Here is a 16,147-nt window from a genome sequence, read left to right as displayed (position 1 = left end):
TAGATTGTCTGTTTGCAGGCCGAGTTGTTTGACTCTGGCGGTGTAATAGGTCATGATCAAAAAGAGGTTGGCTGTGATCAACCAGATGGACCATTGGTGAATGAAATGCATGAGGATGGCCACGCTAATCGCTCCCGCAACAAAGCTTCCAACAACAATCCCGTAATTCATGGCCTGACGCCGATACTCGTCCAAATCTCCCTTTCCTCGAGTGATTCGATACAAGGCCGTCAGCATCTTGCGATAATTGCCGGAAGTCATAAAGATCACATAAGGGTGATTTTCGATGAGGCTCCCTGTAAAGGTCAACATCATCATCCCTGTCCCAAAAGCAATAAAGGGAACTTCTACAGGTGGTATGACAGACACCAAGGGAATCAGGAGTGTCACCACAAACAAAGGAATCAACATCTTGGTTCGCCAAAAGGCTGTCTTGCGATATTCTTTGATATGGAGGGCAACCAGAAAGCCGATCGAGAAAAATAGAATAGATGAAAAACGCATGATGGTATTTTCGACACGGGGATCGTGCCAATCAGCGATGAGAAGCAGGAGGTTCCCCGTTTGGGTCGCGACCAAACTCCGGTAGTGCATGTGGCAAAAGACATCGAGGCTTCCTCCGATAAAACCAAGCAGAGCCCCCATCAGTCGTGTATTTTGTGGTAAAATTATTTTTTCTTCCATAGTTTTGTCTCTTTTGATTTCAATTATTTTTATTATACCACTTTGCACACAAGTGGAGCAGGAAAAATCATGACCTCCCGCCAAACGGGTGTTTTGTACCAGGGCTATAAGCCTAGATAACTAGCCAGCGCCTAAAGACGCTGGCTTTCACTTTGTTCAAGCCTTATTGTATTTGACTCGTCACAAGCCTCTCAAAAAGGCATATGTACTACTTGCCACTATCCCTAAAGGGATCTTCATATTCTTTTACACTCAACTTATCTAAAGCAATATCTTTTCGCTTTTGTTCCTGAATGTCTCTCTTTATTGTGGCTTCATTGAGGCCAACTGTACTCACATAATATCCCTCTTTCCAAAAATGTCGATTCCCAAACTTATATTTCAGATTGGCGTGTTTATCGAACATCATTAGAGCACTTTTACCTTTTAAATATCCCATGAAACTTGCAACACTAATTCTAGGTGGAATGCTTACTAACATATGAACATGATCTGGCATTAAATGGCCTTCGATAAGCTCAACACCTTTATAACTACATAATCTATGGAATATTTCTCCCAAACTACTTCGATATTGATTATAGATCACTTTTCGTCTATACTTAGGGGTGAACACAATGTGATATTTACACATCCATTTTGTGTGTGATAAACTATGTGCTTTTTGAGCCATATTTTTCTCCTTTCGCTTTACAATTGGCTTGAACACCTTAATTGTATCGCGTTTGGAGTTTTTTTGTCTCGCACCTAATGGAGCGAGACGGACTGAAAGTCACATAATAAAAAAACTTTACAGAAGTTTTTTTAGCGGTTATAATTTAACCGAGGTGGTAAAATGTTAACAATTAAAAATAGATTAAAAGTTTTAAGAACTGAGTAAGGAATAACTCAAGATTAACTAGCCGAAATTATAAATAAACGACTAAAAGAAAATGAGAAACCAATATACAAATGGTTGATATCTAACGGGGAAAACAATAAACATACTATCAAACCAGAAAAAGCTCAGATTTTAGCTGATTTTTTTTGGTTAGTATTTCCTCCTTATTAGGTTATGGTGATGAAGTTATGACCTTTAATAGTGGGGCAGAGTTTGAAAAATATCGTAATGATTTAATCAAACGCCTAAATGCTGAGGAAGATCTTGAAAAAACTAGGTAAATCAACTGAACAGAATAAATTTAATAAAAAAACTATTGAAAAGATTGCACTTATAAAACAACGTATAAATCAAAAATACGGAACTGATTCTCACGGAAATCCTGCTTACGATGCTCTTGTATCAGGTATTGGTGAAAACGACTTTTTTATACGATTATTTGATGCATTACTAGATTTTGATGAACTAAAAGAAACGGAAATTTCCGATCTAGTTTATAAATATCTCATTTTAGATAACGACAGTAAACATCTAGTACTAGAACTCATTGACACATTACCACAAGCTAAAACTAAATCTTTATTAAAAAAGATAATAACTAAGAAGAGGTAACTCCTATAGGATTTTTTGACACTGTAAAACAAGAAGGTAGCTTTTCTACTGCATCTGGAGTAAATGTACTACACTACGTTGTCCTTCAAGTAACTTTGAAAGAAAAGTTTTTTCAGTACTGGATCAGGAAACCTTACAGAATTAGAGGATGTTTTCAATAAACAAGCTTCAAAAGGCTATCACCTACATTCAGTCACCACCGCCAATGGTGGAGCAAAGGACTAGGCGGTGGTGACCGTATCCAGGCTACAATGGTATGTGAGAAGATTATCTAAACCCTTTATACAACCTATCTCCACTAATATTAACCTGATTTTCAGCTACTATGCGCAAAATTAAGGGCAATTTAAAGGATCTATTAACAGAAAGGAAACAAATGGAAAAAATATTTGATATCGACTATTTAAAATCTACACCTGAAGGACAATACTTTGATCGGAAAAGTGCTCGTATTCAACCAAAAGATATTCTGAGGCACCTCATTGCGTTTGCAAATGCTGAAGGCGGACACCTTGTTATTGGAATTGAAGACGATGGGGAAGTAACAGGATTCTCTGGCCCTCGTGCAAAACCCATTGAAGACTTCCAAAGCATCCCATACCAACTTAAACAAACTCCTATATCATTTTCGGATAAAATCATTTCGGTTATAAATTCAAGTGGTAAGGAAGATTGTGTTCTTTTGATTTCAGTAAATCCTTCGGTTGATCGTGTTATTATCTCTACAAATGATGAGACATTTCTAAGACAAGGAGATAGGTCAGTTCCCCTAAGCCATGAACAACGACTTCAACTTACTTATGACAAAGGACAACGATATTTTGAAGATGAGATAGTTGAAGGAGCAACGACTGATGATATAGATAGTGAATTAATCCAAAGTTATAAAGACAAAATCGGTTTACCTGATATTTCTATCGAACAAGTCTTAAGAAGCCGTGGACTTCTTAGAGATGGTAAATTAACGAATGCAGCTATTCTTCTATTTGGTAACAATCCATCAGCATTTCTCCCACAAGCTCGTCTAAGAGTTATTAAATATAACGATACTTATGCTAAAACAGGACAAGATTTTAATGTTGTCAAAGAGCAAACATTTGATGGAGCTATTCCTAAAATTATTACAGAAAGCCGTGATTTTGTAAAAAGTCAGCTCAGAGATTTTCAATACCTAGTTGAAGACGGAAGGTTTCAAGTAATGCCTGAATATCCTGAATTTGCTTGGTTTGAAGGAGTTGTAAACGCTGTTACCCATAGAAATTACTCAATTCGCGGACAACATATTACCGTAACACTTTTTGATGATCGCTTAGAAATAAAGAGCCCTGGTGTACTTCCAAATATAGTTACCATCCAAAATATACTCAATGAACGATTTTCTAGGAATCCAAAAATAGCACGAATTCTATCTGAATTTGGTTGGGTAAAAGAAATGAATGAAGGAGTAAAGCGTATCTATAGTGAAATGGAAAGTTTCTTTTTAAATGAACCAAAATATTCTGAACCTAATAATTCCAGCGTGTTGCTTATGTTAGAAAATAACATTTTGAATCGACAACTACGTATTTCAGATAGATTACGCCAAAAACTAACCCCTGAACTCTTCTCCTCTCTAAATTCCCTTGAAAAGCAAGTAGTCACACTGGCTTACCGTGACACTAAAATCACTACTTCTGAAGTTATGGAATTAATACAAAAAAGTAGACCATATACTCTTAAAATTTTAAAGAGACTAACGGAGGATCTAGATATTCTAGAGTGGCATGGTAGCGGTAGAAGAGATACGACACAATACTATACTTTAAAGGATAAATAGTTTATAGCAGTTTATAGCAGTTTATAGTGGTTTATAGCAGTTTATAGCAGTTTATAGTGGTTTATAGCAGTTTATAGCAGTTTATAGTGGTTTATAGCAGTTTATAGCAGTTTATAGCAGTTTATAGCAGTTTATAGCAGTTTATAGCAGTTTATAGTGGTTTATAGTGGTCTATAGATTAATATTCTCATTCGACATATAAAATAGCATTTTATTAAAGTCTATTAATCTATCTTAAATAACTCTTCTTTATGAAAAGGTCAATTATATCGGTAAAGTAAGGAGATCTCGTAGCTCCTCGCATGGTATAAGCTCAAAATCTTTTCTAATTGCTTGCCTGCTGATGGAAAAGGGGTTAAAACCATGAAAATTACACAACACACAAAAAAAGACGGAACAGCTGTTTAACGCTCTAGTATCTATTTTGGTATAGATTGCACTACAGGTAAAAAAGTTAAGACGACTATATCAGCAAGAATCCAAAAAGAGCAGTCTCTTTCTACGAAACCGCTCTTGAAAAAATAAAAAGTTCTTAAAAAAATCCACAAAATAAAAAGAGAGAGGCTTAAACTCCCTTTGTACCAACGTTTATAGACTCTTTTCGGTATAATTGACTATAGTATTCCAAAAATAACATGTCAACTATTTTTGACATATTTTTAAAATATTTCTTGCTAGAACAAAAAAAGCCCTCCAGCTACTAATAGTAACTGGAGAGATTTCCGGAATGAACCCCGCTCGATCTACTGTTTTAAGCGGTAGGTCTTGCGTGGTTTTTTCTTAGGTACCCGCTTGACACCCACTTCTTCCACGAATTCTCCGAATTTTACGAGGAAGTTATTGCTAACGATGGGGCGTCCAGGATTGATCAGATTAACCAACTCGGTTGCTTCATAAACGGTGAAAGGCTCCTCTAACAGATAGAGGAAGGTTGGATTCCAGTCCAGACGCCCCTGAATCCGCTTGATCGATTCTTGAATAATCTGGTAGTGGTCAAAGGCAAAATCAGAAGCAGCTAAGGGTTCTCCATCAAGCAAACACTGGGACTTTTTGAAATCGACATCGAGAAAAACGACTTCCTTGGCATCGTCACCTGCATGGGCTAAGTCTACTGCTTCTGCTGGCAGATAGACCAGATGGGCGATGGTAATGACCCAGCCTCTGGGGTCCCGCCCAGGGGTGGAAACTGTCAGGAGCTGCTCCACCTTATTCACTGGCAGATCGAGCCCAACTTCTTCTTTGACTTCTCGGATACAGGCATGAGTCGCATCTTCATCCTTGTTCACAAAGCCCCCCACCAAGGCGAGGCGGTGTTGATAAGGGTGGGCCTTGCGGCGAATAGCTAAGAGCTTGAGCTTGCCTTCAACAAAACAGTAAGCCACCATATCCGCTGTGACACTTGGAGTTTCATAAGTCGGCAGGTCTTGCTCCTTGTACCACTTGAGAAAGTCTGCTTCACTAGCGACCGTCTCAAAATACTCTTTCTCCGTCATTCCTGCTGGAATTGAGAGACTTGCCATCTAAGCCACCTCCTTCTTGAGGGCTTTGGTCCATTGGTACCAGCCCACTAAACTATTGAGCGTGTAAACCCAGTACATCCCTTGAATGTGAAGACTCTGATCCCACCAGAGATAGATACTAAAGACGTTGGTCGCAATCCAGAAGATCCATTGCTCCCGGTAAAGGCGGGTCATTAGGAGCTGGCCGACCCCATTGGTCGCATCGGTGATACTATCGCGGAAAGGGCGAGCGCTATGGATGCTCTGATACGCAAAGCCCATACCGATCCAAATCACAGCACACAAGGCCAAGTAGCGCATCCACTCAATTAAGTTCAATTTCTTGGCTTCAAAGTGAGATTCTTCAACCTTACCTTGATCATTGATCCGATTAGAGAGCCAAACATAAAGGCCGATCGGTTGCATGATGAAGAAATAAAGAGTTGTCAGAACTTCCCCGTAGAAGTTTTTATTGAGGGCTAAAACGAGGTAGATAGCGGAATTCACTGCTCCAAAGAGGTAGTTACTAGCACGCCCTTCGGCAACCAGGATGACACAGACAATGCCTGTCCAAGAAGCAAACAGTCCCAGCCAATCATGCTGTCCTGTCCGATTGGTCCATTCTAAGAAGAAGGGAACACTAGAAAGAAGGAGGAGATAAATCCATTGAAAGGCTGTGCGTCCTACAAAAAGGTCCTTCCATAGAAGTTTCATAATATTGACAAAGCCTTGCTTTTTCGCTTCTCGGTGAACATTTCTAAAGTCTTGGCTAAAAGTTGCGAATTTTTCAGATAGGTTTTTCATAAGCTGCTCCTTAGTCGGCTTGGTAAATGGCATCGATCACCTTCTTAGCTTCTTCGTAGTTGCCGAGGTAGTCTGATGCGAGGAAAGTGGTCGGAATGTTTCCTAGGTATTGCTGGCGCAATTGGTCCAGGTAATTTGAAAAGCTGGTGCGGATCTCTTCGTCAGCCATGGTCATGTCTCGGAAACCATCATTGACATAAGAACCGATCGGCTGTACAAAGAGGATCAAATCCCATTTTTCTTTGGACAGAATACTGACAAAGAGGTTGTCGAAGGTATCGGTCATGCTGGTATCCTGACCTTCGACCTCCATGTAGTAGTCGTAATAACCCTTGGTCACCAGGGAATTGGTATCTGCGATGACAAGGCCTCTATTGGCACTACTATCGATGAGCTTAGAGGTTTGATCATACTGTCCTAAGAGTAGATAATAGTAATCTTTTGGCGTGAGCTCATCATCTCGAACATTGTTCTTGATCTGGTATTCACGGGCATACTCAAGACTAACAGGTGCATCGTAAAAGCGGGCTAAGTCCTTTGCAAGGGTCGTTTTCCCGTTGCTGGCGCTCCCCATGATCAAGACTTTTTTCGTGAACTGGCGACGGAAGGGCTGGGCAATGTATTTCCAGTATTTGCTGGGATTTTCCCGGATCATGGTAGCAGAGATCCCGAAGCGACGCTCTTCTAAGTGAACTTCAAACCCTCTAGCTTCCAACTCTTCCTTGTAGGCTTTCTCCCCTACATAAAAGATCAACTCTTCTGTCTCTGTTTGATACTGGATGGTGTCTAGGGCTGTCTGTAACCAAGGCTCCCAGCCCAAGGGATAACGAGGAAGTTCTGTCTCATCTAACTTATAGACTTGGGTCAACTCATCATTTGAGAAAGCTTCGCGGATATAACGGAAGCGTTTTTGTAAAGGCAGTCCCACTTCTTCGCCACGATCCCCTTCGTAACCAGAAACGATGACACGAACGCGATCACACTGACGCTTGGCCCGCTGGATCAGGTCAATATGCCCTTGATGAAGAGGCGCAAAGGTTCCAAAAACCAGGGCAATTCTTTCTTTTTTCATATAAACTCCTTTTTATAATTTTTTATAAATAGATTTTCTTTATGTTTTTATTATAAACTATATTTTCTATCTGTCAGTAGTTTTTTTATAAAAAAATATATTTTTCTTCAAATCAACAAAAAAAGATCTGAAAAGAGAAGCTTATCCTTTCAGATCTTTCGAATTTTATTCACGAGTGAGGGAGTGACTGACACCGTCTTTCAGAACCGTCACACTAGATACAGAACCATCTTTTCCAACTACGATATCTAGAGTCGCCGCAGACCCATCGCCTGCTGAGAGATTGGCATGGTAATGACCATCATCCAAGGTATAGTTATAAGCGCTGATACCATAGGCTACGGGTTGGCCCCCAGGAAGTTGGATGGTCACTTGACCACCTTGGCCAATAGTGACTCCAGTGTCGCGTTTGTCAGACCAATTCCCAGCTGCTGCGGAGAAATCTCCTGCTGCTACAGAATAGACTCCCTTGTATTGGGCATTCTCCGTAGCAGAAGCTTGCTTCTTAGCATGGGCATGACCGTCTTCTAGACTTGGCAATTTTGCTTTCGCTGGTGTTGCTGGAGTGGCTACTTCTTTTGTTTCTTTTGTTACGGGTGCTGCTGGTGTCGCTTCTTTAGCTGGAGCAGGTGTTTGACTAGCTGCAGCTTGGTTATTTTTGCTACCAACAGTATGACTTTCTTCTGATTTGCTATCAGAGGATGAAGAGGCAATCTGATCTTTACTAGTGATCACTTTTTTCTTAGAAGAAGAGCTGGTTTGTTTAACCAGACTGGTCTTTGAACTGCTTGCTTCTGAAGTTTTTTCTTCTTTATTCCCGCCACAAGCTCCTAGGAAAAGACTAGCTGTCAAAGCTAGGGCTGCTAGGGAAATGATTTTTTTGTTTTTCATAACAGAACCTCTTTTTTGTAACATTTGTAATATTTTGTAACATTATTGTAACACTGTTATATGGGGCTGTCAATAGTTTCTCAAATATTTTTCTAATTTGAAAGAAGTTTTAAGTAAGTTCCTAAACTTTGCAAAAAAAGCCGGACATACTGTCCAGCTTCTCATTATTTATACACTTCTTGATAGAATTCGATCTTATCCCCTTTTTTAACGGTGGTTTCAGCAGCACCTTTTGGAGCCATCTCGCCATTGATCTTGTACATCCAGTAAAGCCCTTTGGCTTCGTCTTGGCTGTGACCGTCAATCGAGGTGATCATGCCATTTTTTTCTTCAATCTTGTAGTTGGCTTTGAGCACTTTCATGAGGTTGCTCTCTTCTGCTACTTTCAAGGTTTTCGATTGCACTTTTTGACCTTCTGGCGTCACACTAATCGTAATCGAAATTTCGTTTTTCTTGGCAACTTCTGCGCTAGAAGCAGTTGTTTGATTGTTTGTGCTATGAGACGGAGCGCAACTCGCTAAAAGAAGAGCTGCAAGTAAGGTCATCAAGCTAGAAATAGTTTTTTTCAACATAAAATCTCCTAAAGATTTGATAGATAATGGGATAGAAAATGATCGTCGACAGAGCATGGGCAAGGTTAAAACTAAAACCATTGACCAAAGCATAGGTCCACCAAGGAATATGGTATATCAAGGCATAAACACTATCGATCAAGACCCCATAAGCAAAGGACAGTAGGCCCACAAAAAGGATCTGAAGGACAAAGGGCAACCACTTGTAACTGATACGCCAAATGAGCATCAAACAGCCAAAGGCGACAATCTGAAAGAACACAATCAGGCTCATCCCCAGGAAAAAGGCGGAGACAAACATGGTGATCATCATCACAAGAAAAGCAAAGCTATACCCTTCAAATATCACCAAGAGAAAAAAGATAGCAGAAATAGGTTGGACATTTGGGAAAGGGGCAAAAGCCTGACGTAGAGCGACACAAAGGGCCGCCAAAAGCGAAATACGGGTTAATCGCTGAAGCGTCATGACGTCCTCCTAGACAATCTCGAACTTGATCGTTCCGGCTGTCGTTCCAACCTTGATGGTTTGCCCTTCTTGGGCTTGCCCTTTCAGCAATAGCTCTGCTAGTTGATCTTCCACTTCGGTCTGCAAGACACGACGGAGTGGGCGAGCTCCCGTTTCTGGATCGTAGCCTTTGGTTGCTAGCAACTTGAGCGCTGAAGGCTGGAATTTGAGGGTCATGCCTTGTTCGGCCAAGGTCGCGATGAGCGGTTTGACCATGACTTTCACTACCTGCTGCATGTCCTCGCTTGAGAGACTATGGAAGACCACCTTTTCATCAATCCGGTTGATAAACTCTGGACGATAGGTCTTCTTCAACTCTTCAAACATGCGTTTTTCCATATTGGCTTGGTCAAAGCGGATATCTTTAGCACCAAAGCCAACTGTCTTATCATCCCGAAGGGCTGTTGCTCCCAGGTTTGAGGTCATGATGATAATGGTATTGGAGAAGTCGATCTTCCGGCCTTTGCTATCGGTTAAGACTCCATCATCCAAGACTTGCAAAAGGACATTGAAAATATCTGGATGGGCTTTTTCCACCTCATCAAATAAGAGAACTGAATATGGTTTGTTGCGGACTTTCTCTGTCAACTCGCCTCCTTCTTCGTAGCCCACATAGCCTGGAGGAGCTCCGTTGAGGCGACTGGCCGCGAATTTTTCCATGTACTCACTCATATCAAAACGGATGAGGGCCGATTCATCATCAAACAGAACTTCTGCCAAAGCTTTGGCTAGCTCTGTTTTTCCGACACCGGTAGGTCCTAGGAACATGAAAGAACCGATCGGACGTTTATTGCTACGGATACCTGATTGATTGCGTCGAATAGCCCGACTGATACTCGAAACGGCTTGGTCTTGACCAATCACGCGCTTGTGCAATTCTGCTTCTAAGTTTAGGTACTTCTTGGCATCGGTTTGGGTCAGTTTTTGAGTTGGAATACCAGATAATTGGCTCAAAGTCACCAAGACATCTTGGTCAGTGACTTCTTTTTTGTAGACAACGGGAGCGGACTCTACTTCTAAGAGTTGGGCTGCTTTCTTCCACTTGCCATCCATCAAGGCCCGATCCAAGGCGGTCAACTCTTCTTTTACGTGACCGTTGGAATCGCGGTTTTGTACGGTAGCTGCCGCTTCATCCAAGAGATCAATAGCTGAATCTGGCAATTGACGGCTGGTCAAATAGCGGTGGGCATATTTGACAGCTGTTTCGATCGCTTCATCGGTAATGGTCACATGATGGTGGTCCTGATAGGTCTCTTTCAAGCCTTGGAGAATTTGGATGCTATCTGCAACACTTGGCTCTTCAATGGTGACTTTCGCAAAACGTCGAGAGAGGGCTGCGTCTTTTTCGATATGCTTTTGGTACTCATCTTGAGTCGTTGCCCCAACTGTACGCAAGGTTCCCCGTGCCAGGGCTGGTTTTAGAATATTGGCTGCGTCTAAGGTCGAATCAATACCGGATCCTGACCCCATAATGGTATGCAGTTCATCGATAAAGAGAATCACGTGACCGTCTTCTTCGATGTCCTGGATGATATTGTTCATCCGTTCTTCAAAGTCCCCACGGAAGCGCGTCCCTGCAACGACATTCATGAGATCCAATTCTAAGACACGCATCTGTGCGATTTCAGCTGGAACATTGCCACTAGCGACACGCTGAGCCAGACCTAAGGCAAGGGCGGTTTTTCCGACCCCTGCTTCTCCCACTAATACAGGATTGTTCTTCGTCTTGCGGCTGAGGATTTGGATCATGCGTGAAATCTCTGCATCCCGGCCGATCACAGGCTCAAGCTGGCCTGCACGCGCCATTTCTGTCAAATCACGGGTATAATCTTCAAGACCTCCACTGGTGCTTGGGGGCATGCCCATCATATTTCCCATGGTTTGGCGGTTGGGATTTTGGGCCCGATAGAGACCCCGAATGGCTTTGATATCATTCTTGTCCCAGCCTGCCTTGTCTTCTAAATTCTTGCGAAGGGAGGCAATAGGAACTCCCTTGTCTTGCTCTGTAAAGGCAAAGCCGGCAAACTCCATAACTTGGCTCGCCAAGGTCCCACGGTCTGCTAGAAGAGAGAGGAGCACATGCTCTGTTCCCAAGGTCTTGGCATGAAGGACCTGGGCAATCTCTCTTGCGTGTTTCATAATCGCTTCCATCCGATAAGAAAATGGGAAGATTTCATACCGATTGTCGCTTTGAAAAGCTTGGCCTGTAATATGCTCCGCTGCATCCTGAAACTCATCGATCTGCATAGGATAATCGTTAAGTACAGAACCTGCTACGCTATAGGGATTATTGGCCATAGCCGTCAGGAGATGCCAAGTATCTAAGGTATGCCCCTGATAGTGGCCTGCTAGTATTTGGGCCGCTTCTATACTTTCTAACAGTGCTGTTGAATAGTTCATCTAGTCGGTATTTCCTTTTCTATCTACTTGTTGAATAATTTTTTTCAGCATACTTGCTCGTAGGATGAGAGCATCTCGACCTAGGACCTCATCGGAGGTCGTCGCAAGCAAGAGCTGAGTCTCACGTTGTGTCAATAATTTTTCTTCATAGAGCATCTGGAGGATATCATTGAAGACCTGCTGGCTGATGGTCTCTCCAATATTGGCTGCCAAGTCTTGGAGCATCTGATGGTGATCTGAAAACTGGACCTTGCCAATGCGGATATAGCCCCCACCACCGCGCTTGCTCTCTACAATATAGCCTCGGCTCTCGGTAAAGCGAGTCTTGATAACATAGTTAATCTGACTGGGTACGACCTGAAAGACATCGGCTAACTCACTTCTTTTGAGCTCTGCCATGCCAGCTTGAGCCAGCAAGGCCTTGATATAAGCTTCAATGCTATCAGATGTGTTCTTATTTGCCATGATGCTCCTTTCTGGCTTGTTTTTTTCTAGATGGATGCTCTGTTCTTGGCCCATAAAAAATGGCCTTGGAGTGTTCCTTCTCATCATTGACCTTATTTGACTATTATACAATTTTTACGGCTGTAAATAAAGCAAAGACTCCATGGAAATAGGAATCTCTTAAGAAAACAAAACAAAAGAGGCTAGTAAGAACTAACCTCTTATGCGAAGAAGGAACTACTCTTTGCGACGAACGAATTTGGCGCCTCCGCCCAAGAAACCTAGGCCAAGAAGGCCTAACCAAGCAAACAGTCCACTTTCTTTTGTACCGGTTTGAGGAAGTTTTCCTTCCGATTGTAGAGAAGGACTTTCAACACCTTCTTTTTCTGGATGGTCTGAAGTCAAAACAGAAACTGCTTCTGAGGTTTTCGGTTGCAAGAGAACTGGTCTTTCTTTTTCTTTTTTGTCTTCAGCTTGAGAAAGAGTCGCAACTTCTGGTTGCACCTTACTTGGAGTTACAAGAGTGGTTGGAGTCGGCATATCAGCTATCAACGGACTTTCTTCCGCTTCCTTCGTTCCAACTTCTGTGATCTGGTCCTGAGCCTCCACTTCGACAAAGGCATCGACTTCTGTCCGAATTTCTTTGCCTTCTTCTTGTCGAACCTCGATCAATTTCAGCCGGCGTCCGACCTTCCCTGCTTGAAGGATCCGGCTCTCGCCCTTGGCCAAGTCCTTGTTCTCACGTGTTTGACTCTCAAATGGAATCTCCTCCGCTTCGATGAGAAGTTCTGGTTTTTCAAGAATCAAATCCCGAACACCTTCTTCTGGTCGTGTCTGCGTCAGCGGTTCATAATTGTGAGTATCTTCTAAGATGGTTTCAAGTGCCTCCACTTGATTAGCTGCAGCAACCAAATCTGGTCGCTCTTGATCCAACAACTGAGTCAAGTCCGTCAATTGTTCTTGAACCATCGGTTTGAGATCTGCTTTCAAGCGATCGAGAGAAGTAGCCTTGATCTTTTCTACTCCTTCTCTGATGATCTGTTGCAACTCTTCTTGACTGAGCAACTGACTATCTTTCCCTGAGAGGATAAATCGGTCTACTTGGATAGCTCTAGATGACTGAGGGTCATTGAGGGTTGGATCTAGATGCAAGCGTAGTTGGTGGTAGCCTTTTGCTAGGCCTTGCAGATTGACCAAACTCTGGTCGAGCTTGCGTTGGTCTCCATAGCCACTGAAATAATGATCGCCTTCGATCTCATAATCATGGCCCCGACCTTCTTCGAAGGCCATTTCTTTTCCATCCAGGGTGACGCTGTAGAGACCATGACTTGGGTCGACTACTCCTCGGACCTCCACACCAGTGCCCTTAAAGGTAATGGTCACTTCAATGTGTTTCTTGCCTTCCTCATCGGTCACTTGGTTAAAGCTAGACCAAGATTCTGTGCCATTTGAGAAGTTTTGATTGTCTGTCTCGTGCTGCCAACCCTCACTGTAATGCAGTTTTGGATCTTGGTCATCTACTTCTTTGCGATTTTCTGGAAGCAGGTCCTCGTTCATCACTTGGACTGTCAGTTCTGGAATAAAGCCGACCAGACTTCCTTGATCCGGATGCAACAATTTGACCTTAAAGTCATAGACGTCGGTCGCTTTTCCTGCAAAATCAAGGGTTGGAACTTGGACTGTTTTTTCTGTCTCGCCATCTGCGAACTCAAGGGTGACGTTGGTATCTTTGTAGACCTTGCCATGAACCCCTGTTCCTGGTTCTGTGATCAATTTAAGACTGGCACTTCCTTTAGAGCCACCTTTTCTCTTGACGAGGATTTGCGCTGGGTCGCCTTTCTTAACGACTAGGATTGGCTGAGCAAATTCAAAGAGCCCCTTTTCTTGGTTATTGAGAGCATAAATCCCTTCCGTTGCGATCGCATCTCCCTTGCTATTGACCAAGGTCAAGGTGTGGGATCCTGCTGCCAAGTCCGGTGTTTCATAGACCTTTTGGCTGCGTTTGCGACTTGGGCTTTGGGTATTGACGGTCGCTAGCTTTTGGCCATCGACATAGACATACATTTCCCCATGACCAGGGTCGACAGTTGCGACCACATAGGCCTTGGTGCCTTCAAACTGATAGGTCACCGAAGCTCCTTTTTCCTTGGTCCATATAGAGGTGCCTCGGACGCCTTCTCCCTCTTCATTCCACTGGCCATTGGCCCGCTCTGCTGTCCGGTCGGAATGATAAGTCAAACCAAGCGGATAGCCATCGGTTTCTTCAATGCTGGCTGGTGTCTTATAGACAGAGACACCGTTCAAGATTGGAGTGGCTTGGGCATCAGTGATGGACACCCGGATATAGCGACTATCAACTGGTTGCCCTTTGATCAATCGGCGGTATCCCACAGTTGAGCCAGCTCCATAAGGAACCCATTGCCCATTCACTGCCACATCAATGGTGAAGCCAGAAATCCGTTGGCCTTTCTCGATGGTTTCTTTGAGCTCTACCACATCAAAATGCTGTTCTTTTCCAAGATCGAGAACAAAAGATCCGGTCTTGGCATCATCAGCCGGAGCCCAACTGGTCTTTTCATCGCCATCTGTCAAATGGCTGGCCTTGTAGAGCGGATTGCGTCGTGTTGAGTCAGCTTCTACCAAAGCTCCTGCCGCATAGTTCACACTGTAGAGTTGGTCCAAGGTCTGACGGAATTCTTTCAAACGGGCTACATCGGCATCCGCAAATTTCCCATCTTGGTTGGGTGGAATATTAAGCAAGAGTAGGGTCCCACGACCGACCGATTTGAAATAAATGTCCATCAATTCGCACAAGGACTTAGGCTCTTGATTGTCATGGTAGAACCAGCCGGAGCGAATAGAGACATCGGCTTCTCCCACTGAGTATTGCTTCCCTTCTGGATCCCCGTGATTGAGGTAGCTATTAGATGGATTGTTGCGGATCTTATCCGGATTGACCTTTTGCCAAACCGGATCTCCAGCAATCCCCTTTTCATTTCCAATCCAACGAACATTGGTCGGCTCAGCTGAGAAGATAGCAATATCCCCTTGGGCCTTACGAATGGCATCAAACCACTTGTCAAAGGTATAGGTGACCTTTTGAGCCCCATCGCCACGCGCTCCATCCATCCAGACCTCTACGAACTTGCCCTTATTTCCATATTTTGGATCTTCAAGGATTTCTTTGAGCTGGTTGAGATAGTATTCATTGTATTGGTCCTCTGTATCCACATGGTAGAGCGGGCTGTGAGCATCCCAAGGCGAGAGGTAGACCCCCATATCCATGTCATACTTGCTGGCAGAAGCAGAAACCTCGGCTAGGACATCGCCTTTTCCTTCCTTCCAACCGCTTTTGGCAATGGTATGGTCGGTGTATTTGGATGGGTACAAGAGGAATCCATCGTGGTGCTTGACGACCATGATGGTCCGTTTAAAGCCAGCATCTTTCAGGGTTTTGATCCACTGATCGGTATCCAGATGCTCTGGATAAAAATCATAAGGGTCTTCTTGCCCATCTCCCCACTCCCGATCGTAGTAGGTATTCATCCCAAAGTGGATGAAAGCCGCTAGTTCTTCGCGGTGATATTGCATCTGAGCCTTACTTGGAAGTGGTCCGTAATCCGCAATCTCAGTCTCCTCGTCTAGAGAAGTGATAGGTTGAGTGGCTTCTGTTCCTTGACCGACCGCGCGATTCTCTTTCTCGCTAGTTGCTGGTGAGGAATGTTCTGATTCTTCTTGGTTCTCTATCATAGTTTTCTCCTCCTTTCCTTGGTGATCGACATCGCTTGTGTCGACCCGTTCTTCACGTGGTTCACTCCTCTCAGCTTGTTCCTCTGCGTAACTGGTAGTCACTCCCAAAAAACAAGTCGCTACTACTACCGAGCAGACGCCTACTGAGAGTTTACGAATGCCAAATCGATTTTTCTGATCAACTAATCTTTTTCCCATATTCTATTCCTTTATGTCAC

13 protein-coding genes and 2 pseudogenes are annotated in these 16,147 nt (G+C 43.2%); 4 read left to right on the top strand and 11 right to left on the bottom strand.

The genetic code is table 11. The annotated features are described in order from the left end of the window. Both O3605_RS09640 and tnpA read right to left on the bottom strand, forming a co-directional pair. On the bottom strand, nt 1-684 hold a 684-nt coding region (locus tag O3605_RS09640; RefSeq protein WP_049497719.1), incomplete at its 3' end, for a YoaK family protein. Nucleotides 685-892: 208 nt separating this feature from the next. Continuing rightward, nucleotides 893-1,357 (bottom strand): IS200/IS605 family transposase, encoded by a 465-nt coding sequence (gene tnpA / locus O3605_RS09635; protein ID WP_155199110.1) that lies wholly within the window; start codon nt 1,355-1,357, stop codon nt 893-895. Nucleotides 1,358-1,828: 471 nt separating this feature from the next. Here tnpA and O3605_RS09630 point away from each other — a divergent pair, with 471 nt between their 5' ends. From O3605_RS09630 to O3605_RS09615, 4 genes and pseudogenes are all read left to right on the top strand, one after another. Beyond that, nucleotides 1,829-2,176, top strand: coding sequence for a hypothetical protein (locus O3605_RS09630; protein WP_049498175.1), 348 nt, complete (start codon nt 1,829-1,831; stop codon nt 2,174-2,176). Nucleotides 2,177-2,181: 5 nt separating this feature from the next. Beyond that, nucleotides 2,182-2,451: pseudogene (locus O3605_RS09625) on the top strand (DUF4177 domain-containing protein). Nucleotides 2,452-2,552: 101 nt separating this feature from the next. Then, the gene (locus tag O3605_RS09620) at nt 2,553-3,992 is read left to right on the top strand and encodes an ATP-binding protein (RefSeq protein WP_049498176.1); all 1,440 of its coding nucleotides are present in this window, start codon (nt 2,553-2,555) and stop codon (nt 3,990-3,992) included. Nucleotides 3,993-4,355: 363 nt separating this feature from the next. Further along, nucleotides 4,356-4,481, top strand: a pseudogene (locus tag O3605_RS09615) (tyrosine-type recombinase/integrase); the annotation flags it as partial. Between the two features lie 254 nt (nt 4,482-4,735). Here the strand turns inward: O3605_RS09615 and O3605_RS09610 are convergent. The 9 genes from O3605_RS09610 to O3605_RS09570 form a co-directional block, all read right to left on the bottom strand. Next, nucleotides 4,736-5,512, bottom strand: coding sequence for an NUDIX domain-containing protein (locus tag O3605_RS09610; RefSeq protein WP_049498177.1), 777 nt, complete (start codon nt 5,510-5,512; stop codon nt 4,736-4,738). Next, on the bottom strand, nt 5,513-6,295 hold the full coding sequence (gene pnuC / locus O3605_RS09605; RefSeq protein WP_049498178.1) for a nicotinamide riboside transporter PnuC: 783 nt from the start codon (nt 6,293-6,295) through the stop codon (nt 5,513-5,515). A gap of 10 nt (nt 6,296-6,305) precedes the next feature. Beyond that, on the bottom strand, nt 6,306-7,367 hold the full coding sequence (locus O3605_RS09600; protein WP_049498179.1) for an AAA family ATPase: 1,062 nt from the start codon (nt 7,365-7,367) through the stop codon (nt 6,306-6,308). Nucleotides 7,368-7,532: 165 nt separating this feature from the next. After that, nucleotides 7,533-8,258 (bottom strand): hypothetical protein, encoded by a 726-nt coding sequence (locus O3605_RS09595; RefSeq protein WP_049498180.1) that lies wholly within the window; start codon nt 8,256-8,258, stop codon nt 7,533-7,535. Nucleotides 8,259-8,422: 164 nt separating this feature from the next. Further along, on the bottom strand, nt 8,423-8,830 hold the full coding sequence (locus tag O3605_RS09590; protein ID WP_070506050.1) for a DUF4430 domain-containing protein: 408 nt from the start codon (nt 8,828-8,830) through the stop codon (nt 8,423-8,425). Then, nucleotides 8,808-9,296: a hypothetical protein gene (locus tag O3605_RS09585; protein WP_049498182.1), complete on the bottom strand. Its 489-nt coding sequence runs from the start codon at nt 9,294-9,296 to the stop codon at nt 8,808-8,810. Before O3605_RS09585 ends, O3605_RS09590 begins: the two co-directional genes overlap by 23 nt. A gap of 9 nt (nt 9,297-9,305) precedes the next feature. After that, the gene (locus tag O3605_RS09580) at nt 9,306-11,735 is read right to left on the bottom strand and encodes an ATP-dependent Clp protease ATP-binding subunit (RefSeq protein WP_049498183.1); all 2,430 of its coding nucleotides are present in this window, start codon (nt 11,733-11,735) and stop codon (nt 9,306-9,308) included. Continuing rightward, on the bottom strand, nt 11,736-12,200 hold the full coding sequence (locus O3605_RS09575) for a CtsR family transcriptional regulator (RefSeq protein ID WP_003009029.1): 465 nt from the start codon (nt 12,198-12,200) through the stop codon (nt 11,736-11,738). Between the two features lie 216 nt (nt 12,201-12,416). Next, a complete protein-coding gene (locus tag O3605_RS09570) occupies nt 12,417-16,127 on the bottom strand; it encodes an alpha-L-fucosidase (RefSeq protein WP_371586043.1) in 3,711 nt (1,236 codons plus the stop codon). Nucleotides 16,128-16,147 lie beyond the last annotated feature (20 nt).

Source organism: Streptococcus sp. 27098_8_99 (genome assembly GCF_041431935.1).
In the GTDB taxonomy this organism is placed as follows: Bacteria; Bacillota; Bacilli; order Lactobacillales; family Streptococcaceae; genus Streptococcus; species Streptococcus parasanguinis_D.
Note: the sequence above shows the minus strand (reverse complement) of the source record. Positions and strands in the feature narration are given on the sequence as shown.

What these genes read in the sequence shown, in the direction of transcription:
- tnpA (WP_155199110.1), bottom strand. Translation starts at nt 1,357, where the DNA reads ATGGCTCAAAAAGCACATAGTTTATCACACACAAAATGGATGTGTAAA.
- O3605_RS09620 (WP_049498176.1), top strand. Translation starts at nt 2,553, where the DNA reads ATGGAAAAAATATTTGATATCGACTATTTAAAATCTACACCTGAAGGA.
- O3605_RS09610 (WP_049498177.1), bottom strand. Translation starts at nt 5,512, where the DNA reads ATGGCAAGTCTCTCAATTCCAGCAGGAATGACGGAGAAAGAGTATTTT.
- pnuC (WP_049498178.1), bottom strand. Translation starts at nt 6,295, where the DNA reads ATGAAAAACCTATCTGAAAAATTCGCAACTTTTAGCCAAGACTTTAGA.
- O3605_RS09600 (WP_049498179.1), bottom strand. Translation starts at nt 7,367, where the DNA reads ATGAAAAAAGAAAGAATTGCCCTGGTTTTTGGAACCTTTGCGCCTCTT.
- O3605_RS09595 (WP_049498180.1), bottom strand. Translation starts at nt 8,258, where the DNA reads ATGAAAAACAAAAAAATCATTTCCCTAGCAGCCCTAGCTTTGACAGCT.
- O3605_RS09590 (WP_070506050.1), bottom strand. Translation starts at nt 8,830, where the DNA reads ATGTTGAAAAAAACTATTTCTAGCTTGATGACCTTACTTGCAGCTCTT.
- O3605_RS09585 (WP_049498182.1), bottom strand. Translation starts at nt 9,296, where the DNA reads ATGACGCTTCAGCGATTAACCCGTATTTCGCTTTTGGCGGCCCTTTGT.
- O3605_RS09580 (WP_049498183.1), bottom strand. Translation starts at nt 11,735, where the DNA reads ATGAACTATTCAACAGCACTGTTAGAAAGTATAGAAGCGGCCCAAATA.
- O3605_RS09575 (WP_003009029.1), bottom strand. Translation starts at nt 12,200, where the DNA reads ATGGCAAATAAGAACACATCTGATAGCATTGAAGCTTATATCAAGGCC.
- O3605_RS09570 (WP_371586043.1), bottom strand. Translation starts at nt 16,127, where the DNA reads ATGGGAAAAAGATTAGTTGATCAGAAAAATCGATTTGGCATTCGTAAA.